Here is an 8,463-nt window from a genome sequence, read left to right on the forward strand (position 1 = left end):
ATTGTATGTGGTTTGGGCCCCGGGTGGCCGGGTGGGTTGCGGCTGCTGCGGCAGCGGCGCTGCTGGCAGCGTGCGGTGGCGCGCCGACGCGGACGTCGTCGCTGAAGCCGCCGACCGGCGCGGCGATCGTGCCGGGTCAGGTTGCCGCGAAGCGGCTCACGCCGGTCGCGTGGCAACAGGTGCCGGGCTGGCAGGACGATTCGCTGCTCGGCGCAACCGCCGCGCTGCGACAGAACTGCGTGCGGCTCGCGCGCCAGCCGGCCTGGGCACGCGCTTGCGCGGCCGCCGACCGGCTCGACGAGCTTGACGTCAGCAGTGCACGCACGTTCTTCGAAACGTATTTCACGCCGTTCCAGCTTGCGAACACCGACGGTACGCTCGACGGGCTCGTGACCGGCTATTACGAGCCGCTGCTGCACGGTTCGCGCGTGCGTCGCGGTCCGTATCAGTACGCGCTCTACCGCTGGCCGGCCGGTTATCGCGCGGGCGCCGCGCTGCCGGCACGCGCGCAGCTCGAACGCGCCGGCATCCTGAACGGCAACGAACTCGTGTGGGTCGACGACCCGATCGAAGCGTTCTTCCTGCAGGTGCAGGGCTCGGGGCGCGTGCTGCTCGACGACGGTTCGGTGATGCGGGTCGGCTTCGGCGGCACCAACAACCAGCCGTACCGCTCGATCGGCAAGTGGCTGCTCGATCGCGGCGAGCTGACGCCCGCTCAGGCGACGATGCAGGGCATCAAGGCGTGGGCGAAGGCGAACCCGACCCGGGTCGACGCGTTGCTCGATACGAACCCGCGGTTCGTGTTCTTCCGCGACATGCCGACCAAGGAAGATGCACCGCACGGCGGCGCGGACGGCCCGATCGGTGCACTGGGCGTACCGCTGACGCCGGAGCGTTCGATCGCCGTCGACCCGTCGTCGATCCCGCTCGGCACGCCCGTGTTCCTGCAGACGACGCGCCCGCTGACGAATACGCCGATGAACCGGCTCGTGTTCGCGCAAGATACGGGCTCCGCGATCAAGGGGGGCGTGCGGGCCGACTATTTCTGGGGGCTCGGCGACGATGCAGGCGATCAGGCCGGGCGGATGAAGCAGGTCGGCCGGATGTGGCTGCTGTTCCCGAATTCGTGATGTGACGCGGCGCGGGTGCTCGTGGTTTCTCGGGGCGCTGCCGATGCGATAGGTGCGGCGTGGAAGCGGCGGTGTGCGTGGGGCACGTCGCTCTGATCGTGAGGGCGTACCTGCGGTGCCAGATTTCGTGATGCGCTTGTTGCGTCGGCGGATGCCCAAAGGCGTCCTGGAATGAAACAGCCCGATCGGTGTTGGCCGATCGGGCTGTTTCATTTGCCACTTTGGATTCACCGCGCGTCATGCACGCGTAGCGATTTTCGTCAGCCCCTGCGCTTGTCGACGACGCGTCGCGCCTTGCCGACCGACCGCTCGATCCCGTTCACGGGAAGCACGTTGATCACGGCCGTTACGCCGATCAGCGACTTGATGTCGTAGGCGAGCGCCTGTTTTGCCGCATGGATCGCCGCCGTATCGGGTGCTGTCTCGGGGCAAGGCTCGACATTGAGCGTCATCACGTCGAGCGGGCCTTCCTTCGTCAGCACGATCTGATAGTGCGGGGCGAGCGCGTGCTGCTTGAGCAACTGCTCCTCGATTTGCGTCGGGAACACGTTGACGCCGCGCACGATCATCATGTCGTCCGAGCGCCCGGTGATCTTCTCCATCCGGCGCATCGTGCGGGCAGTGCCGGGCAACAGCCGCGTGAGGTCGCGGGTCCGGTAGCGGACGATCGGCAGCGCCTCCTTTGTCAGCGACGTGAACACGAGCTCGCCGAGTTCGCCGTCCGGAAGCGCCTCGCCGGTTTCGGGATCGATGATTTCCGGATAGAAGTGGTCTTCCCAGATGGTCGGGCCGTCCTTGGTCTCGACGCATTCGGACGCGACGCCGGGGCCCATCACTTCGGACAGCCCGTAAATGTCGACCGCATCGATGCCCATCCGCTGCTCGATCGCGACGCGCATGTCGTTGGTCCAAGGTTCCGCGCCGAAGATGCCGATGCGCAGCGAACTCTGCACGGGATCGAGGCCCTGGCGCTCGATTTCGTCGGCGATCGACAGCATGTAGCTCGGCGTCACCATGATGATGTCGGGCCGGAAATCCTGGATCAGCTGCACCTGCTTCTCGGTCTGGCCGCCACCGAACGGGATCACGGTCAGCCCTGCGCGTTCGGCACCGTAGTGCGCGCCGAGCCCGCCCGTGAACAGGCCATAGCCGTAGCTGACGTGCACCTTGTCGCCGCGGCGCGCCCCGGCGGCGCGGATCGAGCGCGCGACGAGATTCGCCCAAGTGTCGATGTCGCGGGCCGTATAGCCGACGACCGTCGGCTTGCCGGTCGTGCCCGACGACGCATGAATGCGCGAGATCTGGTCCTGCGGCACCGCGAACATCCCGAACGGGTAACTGTCGCGCAGGTCGCTCTTCGTCGTGAACGGGAAGCGCGACAGGTCGGCGAGCGTCTTCAGGTCGTCCGGGTGGACACCCGCGTCGTCGAACTTGCGACGATAGACGGGGGAGTGGTCATACGCATGCCGGAGCGACCACTTGAGGCGCTCGAGCTGCAGCGCGGTCAGCTCGTCGCGTGAGGCGGTCTCGATCGGCTCGAGCGGTAGCGGGGTAGTCATGCATGTCTCCAGTGTTTGTTATGTGCGAGCCGTCGACGTCAGCGGTCTTCCGGGATGACCGTGCCCTTGATCTGGGCGGATTTGCCGCGAAACATCGCGACGGTTTCACCGGTCTGGTTCGTGACGCGGATGTCGTAGATGCCTTGGCGGCCGGCGCGCGCCTGCTCGATCGCCTCGGCCGTCAGCACGTCATCGCCGTGCACGGGGCGCAGGAATTCGATCGAGCAGCCGGCCGCGACGGTATTCACGTTGTACGAGTTGCACGCGAACGCGAACGTCGAATCGGCCAGCGTGAAGATGATCCCGCCATGGCAGGTCTGATGCCCGTTCAGGAATTCGGGCCGCACGCGCATCTGCAGGCGCGCGTAGCCGGCGCGTACTTCGGCGATTTCCATCCCGAACGCACGGCTGCATGCGTCGGCGTCGTACATGGCCCGCGCGGTGGCGCGAGCGAGTGCATCGGGGTCGAGCGTGGCAGTGGCGTTTGTCATGTCAACGCCCCTCGAAGCGCGGCGCGCGCTTCTCGATGAATGCCTTCACACCTTCCGCATAGTCGTGCGACTGGCCAAGCGAGCGCTGCAAGTCGCGTTCCATGTCGAGTTGCTGGTCGAGCGTGTTCGTGACGCCGGCACGCATTGATTGCTTGATCGATGCGATCGCGAGCGTCGGCTGCTGCGCTAGCTGGGTGGCAAGCTGGCGGGCTGACGCAGCGAGCGCGTCGTCGTCGACCGCGCGCCAGATCAAGCCCCATTGCTCGGCCTGTTCGGCGCCGAGCTTGTCGCCGGTCAGCGCGAGCCCCAGCGCGCGTGCCATGCCGACGCGTTGCGGCAGGAACCACGTACCGCCCGAATCCGGCACGAGACCGATCTTGACGAAGGCCTGGATGAAGCTGCTCGAGCGGGCGGCGAACACGAGATCGCAGGCGAGCGCGAGATTCGCGCCGGCGCCGGCCGCCGTGCCGTTGACGGCGGCGATCACCGGAATCGGCAGACGCTGCAGGCGGCGGATCAGCGGATTGAAGTGCTCGTCGATCAGCGTGCCGAGATCGGTGGACGCGCCCGGCGTGAAGTCGAGATCGGCCAGGTCCTGGCCCGCGCAGAAGCCGCGCCCCGCACCCGTCAGGATCAGTGCACGCGCGCCGGCTGCCTCGACATCATCGAGTGCCGACTGCAACTCGCGATGCATCGCCCGCGTAAAGCTGTTCAGCTTGTCGGGGCGGTTGAGGGTAATCGTGGCTACGTTCGAGGTCTGATCGATTTCCAGCTGAATCGCCTGATAGGACATGCAGTGTCTCCTTCATGACTTCGTTATAGGCGCGCGGTGCGTCGGTTACACGCGTTCGATCGCGAGCGCGATGCCCTGGCCGACGCCGATGCACATCGTACAGAGCGCAAAGCGGCCGCCCGTACGCTCGAGTTGGTGGAGCGCCGTGGTCACGAGCCGGGCGCCTGATGCGCCGAGCGGGTGTCCCAGTGCGATCGCACCGCCGTTCGGGTTCACACGCGGATCATCGTCGGCGACGCCGAGCATGCGCAGCACCGCGAGACCTTGGGACGCGAACGCCTCGTTCAGCTCGATCACGTCGAACTGGTCGATGGTCATGCCGAGCTGGTGCAGCAGTTTTTGCGTGGCCGGCGCGGGCCCGATGCCCATCACGCGCGGTGCGACGCCGGCTGTCGCCATGCCGATGACGCGTGCGCGGCGGCGCAGGCCGTACTGGTCGGCTGCTTGCGCATTGGCGAGCAGCAGCGCGCACGCACCGTCGTTGACGCCCGATGCGTTGCCGGCCGTCACCGAGCCGTCCGGGCCCACGACGCCCTTCAGCTTCGCGAGCGCTTCGAGCGATGTCTCGCGCGGATGCTCGTCGCGCGCGACGACCACCGGATCGCCTTTCTTCTGCGGAATCGTGACGGCAACGATTTCGTCGGCAAGCGTGCCGTCCTGCTGCGCACGTGCAGCCTTCTGCTGGCTGCGCAGCGCGAACAGATCCTGGTCGGATCGGCTGATGTTGTAGTCGACCGCAACGTTTTCGGCCGTCTCGGGCATCGAATCGACGCCATACAGCTGTTTCATCAGCGGATTGATGAAGCGCCAGCCGATCGTCGTGTCGAAAACGTCGGCCTGGCGTGCGAACGCGCTCGTGGCCTTGCCCATCACGAACGGCGCACGCGTCATGCTCTCGACGCCGCCTGCGATCATCAGGCGCGCCTCGCCCGCCTTGATCGCGCGCGCGGCCGTGCCGATCGCGTCCATCCCGGAGCCGCACAGCCGGTTCAGCGTCGTGCCGGGCACGTCGGTCGGCAGGCCGGCGAGCAGCGACGACATGCGCGCGACGTTGCGGTTGTCCTCGCCGGCCTGGTTCGCGCAGCCGTAGATCACGTCGTCGATCGCCGCCCAGTCGACATCACGGTTGCGCTCGATGAGCGCCTTGAGCGGCACCGCACCGAGGTCGTCGGCGCGGAGATCTTTCAGGGCGCCGCCGTAGCGGCCGATGGGAGTGCGAATCGCGTCGCAGATATAGGCGTCTGTCATGGGCGTATCGATGAGCAACGAACCCGCCGGGTGGCGGATTCGTTCATGGTAGAGAACGTGGCGGCGTTTGCACGTCGGCCATTCGGGTTATGCCGGTTGGCTGGCTTCCACGGGTGCTGCTTTCGGCGCAACATGGACACGGCTTTGCACTACGCGGAACCGGTTGGCGACGAACGCCGGGTCGGCCAACGCCGCGTTGGCTGCCGGATTCGCGCCCGTGCCGTGGAAATCCGAGAACGCGGCAGACTGGTTCACGAACACGCCGCCCGTCAGGTTGATCGACAGTGCGACGCCACCGCGTACCGCCGCGTCGTGGGCGGCGTCGACGATCGCGTCGTCGGTGCTGTAGACGGAGAGGGTCAGCGCGCCATGTTCGGCCGCGATTTCCCCGGCGAGGTCGAGCGACTGCGCGGTCGAGTCGGTCGCGATCACGAACGAGATCGGGCCGAACCATTCCTGCGTGAATTTCTCGCGATCGGCCACGTCGAGTTGCAGCACGAGCGGCGTGCGCACGCGGGCATCGGGGAACGCAGGGTGCTGGAGGGTCAGGCTGTCGGCGAGCACGCGGCCGAGCTCGCGGGCGTTGTCGATGCGTGCGGTCACGCTTTCGTTCTGGATTGCGCCGATCAGTTCGACCGAGCGTGCCGGGTCGCCGGTGAGTTTTTGCACGGCAACGGCGATGGCTTGTGCGACCTCGTCGAAGCTCGCATGGCCGTCCGCCGTCCGGATGCCGTCGCGCGGCACGTAGATGTTCTGCGGTGCCGTGCACATCTGGCCGGAGTACAGCGCCAGCGAGAACGCGATGTTCCTGGCGACGGCCTTCAGGTCGTCGGTCGAGTCGATCACGATCTGGTTGACGCCGGCCTTCTCTGTATAGACCTGTGCCTGGTGGGCATGGCGTTCGAGCCACGTGCCGTTTTGCGTGCTGCCGGTGAAGTCGATCAGCTTGATCTCGGGGCGCAGCGCGAGATCCTGGACGAGTGCGCCGTCGTTGGGTTCGGTCGCGAGGAGCGTGACGACGTTCGGATCGAAACCGGCTTCGCGCAGCACGTCGCGAGCGATCCGGACGGTGATGGCGAGCGGCAGGATCGCACCCGGATGCGGCTTGACGATCACGGTGTTGCCGGTTGCGAGATCGGCGAACAGGCCGGGGTAGCCGTTCCAGGTCGGGAAGGTGCAGCAGCCGAGCACGAGCCCGGTGCCGCGCGGGACGATCGTGTAGCGCTTGTGCATCGCGAGCGGCGGGTTCTTGCCTTGCGGTTTTTCCCAGTGCGCGTCGGCCGGGATGCGGCGCAGTTCGTCCCATGCATAGGCGACTGCCTCGAGCGCACGATCTTGCGCGTGCGGGCCGCCGGCCTGGAACGCCATCATGAATGCCTGCCCCGTGGTGTGCATCACGCTGTAGGCGATTTCGAAGCTGGCGCGATTCAGGCGCGCGAGGATTTCGAGACTGACGCCGATCCAGGCGCTCGGGCCGGCTTCGCGCCACGAGCGTTGTGCTGCGGCAGCGGCGGCGATCAGTTCGTCGGGCGTCGACTTCGGATACCGGATGCCCAGTGCAATGCCGTACGGCGACCGCTCTGCGCCGACCGTTTCTCCGGACGCCGGCTGGTCGAGCGCGAACGTCTTGTCGAGGTGCGACTTGAACGCGGCCTCACCATCTGCGTTCGCGCTTTCCCCGTACACTTTGGGGCTCGGCATTTCAGTGAACGGGCTCCAGTACCCGCGGCTCTCGATTGCGGCGAGTGCGTGTTTCAGCGTGTCTTCGTGCTTCGTGAACAGTGCATGGGTCATGGCGGCAGCCTGATGGACGTTGAGAGGGGTTGGATCGATTAATTAACCGACCGGTTGGTCGGAGAATGGTAGCATCAAACTATTCGCATGTGCGAGGCGTTTCTCATTTCATTGATCGAGGAGAAATAGATGGCTTACGAGAACATCCTGGTGGAGACCCGGGGGCGTGTCGGGCTGGTTACGCTGAACCGTCCGAAGGCGCTGAATGCGCTGAACGATGCACTGATGGATGAGCTGGGCGACGCGCTGAAGGCGTTCGATGCGGACGATGGCATCGGCGCGATCGTGGTGACCGGGAGCGAGAAGGCGTTCGCGGCTGGCGCGGACATCGGCATGATGGCGACCTACTCCTATATGGATGTCTACCGGGGCGACTACATCACGCGTAACTGGGAGACGGTCCGTGAGATCCGCAAGCCGATCATTGCGGCGGTTTCGGGCTTTGCACTTGGCGGTGGTTGTGAGCTGGCCATGATGTGCGACATCATTTTTGCGGCGGACACGGCCAAGTTCGGCCAGCCGGAAATCAAGCTGGGTGTCATGCCGGGTGCGGGCGGCACGCAGCGTCTGCCGCGCGCGGTGTCGAAGGCGAAGGCGATGGATATGTGCTTGACTGCACGTTTCATGGATGCTGCCGAAGCGGAGCGCGCGGGGCTCGTGTCTCGTGTGCTGCCGGCCGACACGCTGCTCGACGAGGCGCTTGCCGCCGCGGCGACGATCGCCGAGTTTTCGCTGCCGGCGGTCATGATGGTCAAGGAGTCGGTGAACCGCGCGTACGAGACGACGCTGGCCGAAGGCGTCCACTTCGAGCGTCGGCTGTTCCATTCGCTGTTCGCGACCGAAGACCAGAAGGAAGGGATGGCGGCATTCGTCGAAAAACGGAAGCCGGTGTTCAAGCACCGCTGATCGGGATGCTGGGGTAGTTGGCCGGCGACGGGGCGGTATCGGTCGTCGGCATGTTTGCCCGGCCCGTCGAGCCCGAAGCCCCCGTGCGCGCCAGCGCACGGGGGCCTTTTCAAAATATTTTCACAAAGGGGCTTGCGTAGACGGGGGCGGGTGCTTAGAATCACGCCTCTTTCGCGCTAACGGAAACGCAGCGCGGGAGAGGGAAGCAAGGCGGTGGTGTGCTGGAGTCTGAAGCGCGCAGCTGACCTGGAAGTTGAACCCCGCAGTCGCAACGATGCAGTAAAAAAGTTGTTGACGATCTGCGAAACACGGTTCATAATCTCGCTTCTCTGCTGCTGAAAACGCAGCGCTGCCGGGAAACACGAAGTTCCTCGCAGAATGCTCTTTAAAAATTAACAGCCGATAAGTGTGGGCGCTTGATGAAAGCGAGCTGATCCTCGGATCAGATGGCGAAAATATCAAGAGTCTCACACTAAAGTAAGTCAGGTTTATGAAGCAATTCATATTCCTGTCAGCTTTGAGTGAGCGACCGGTTCTTAACT

Annotated in this window: 7 protein-coding genes; 2 read left to right on the top strand and 5 right to left on the bottom strand. The window is 65.4% G+C overall.

What is annotated here, in order from left to right:
* Positions 1–5: 5 nt before the first annotated feature.
* The gene (mltA, locus tag CFB40_RS02565; RefSeq protein ID WP_226275398.1) at positions 6–1,130 is read left to right on the top strand and encodes a murein transglycosylase A; all 1,125 of its coding nucleotides are present in this window, start codon (positions 6–8) and stop codon (positions 1,128–1,130) included.
* Positions 1,131–1,390: 260 nt separating this feature from the next.
* Here mltA and paaK read toward each other — a convergent pair whose 3' ends face one another.
* The 5 genes from paaK to paaN all read right to left on the bottom strand — a co-directional run bounded on the left by paaK (position 1,391) and on the right by paaN (position 7,015).
* Positions 1,391–2,689: a phenylacetate--CoA ligase PaaK gene (gene paaK, locus CFB40_RS02570; protein ID WP_089430557.1), complete on the bottom strand. Its 1,299-nt coding sequence runs from the start codon at positions 2,687–2,689 to the stop codon at positions 1,391–1,393.
* A 38-nt stretch (positions 2,690–2,727) separates the two neighbouring features.
* Positions 2,728–3,180: a hydroxyphenylacetyl-CoA thioesterase PaaI gene (gene paaI, locus CFB40_RS02575; RefSeq protein ID WP_071335534.1), complete on the bottom strand. Its 453-nt coding sequence runs from the start codon at positions 3,178–3,180 to the stop codon at positions 2,728–2,730.
* A 1-nt stretch (position 3,181) separates the two neighbouring features.
* Positions 3,182–3,973 carry a 2-(1,2-epoxy-1,2-dihydrophenyl)acetyl-CoA isomerase PaaG gene (gene paaG, locus CFB40_RS02580; protein WP_089430558.1) on the bottom strand — a complete coding sequence of 264 codons (792 nt, stop codon included), beginning with the start codon at positions 3,971–3,973 and terminating at the stop codon, positions 3,182–3,184.
* A 45-nt stretch (positions 3,974–4,018) separates the two neighbouring features.
* The gene (gene pcaF / locus CFB40_RS02585) at positions 4,019–5,221 is read right to left on the bottom strand and encodes a 3-oxoadipyl-CoA thiolase (protein WP_089430559.1); all 1,203 of its coding nucleotides are present in this window, start codon (positions 5,219–5,221) and stop codon (positions 4,019–4,021) included.
* An 87-nt stretch (positions 5,222–5,308) separates the two neighbouring features.
* Positions 5,309–7,015: a phenylacetic acid degradation protein PaaN gene (paaN, locus tag CFB40_RS02590; RefSeq protein ID WP_089430560.1), complete on the bottom strand. Its 1,707-nt coding sequence runs from the start codon at positions 7,013–7,015 to the stop codon at positions 5,309–5,311.
* A gap of 129 nt (positions 7,016–7,144) precedes the next feature.
* On the opposite strand from paaN, the gene CFB40_RS02595 reads away from it, so the two are divergent.
* A complete protein-coding gene (locus CFB40_RS02595; protein ID WP_089424403.1) occupies positions 7,145–7,921 on the top strand; it encodes an enoyl-CoA hydratase in 777 nt (258 codons plus the stop codon).
* Positions 7,922–8,463 lie beyond the last annotated feature (542 nt).

It is taken from the genome of Burkholderia sp. AU31652 (assembly GCF_002223155.1).
GTDB lineage: Bacteria > Pseudomonadota > Gammaproteobacteria > Burkholderiales > Burkholderiaceae > Burkholderia.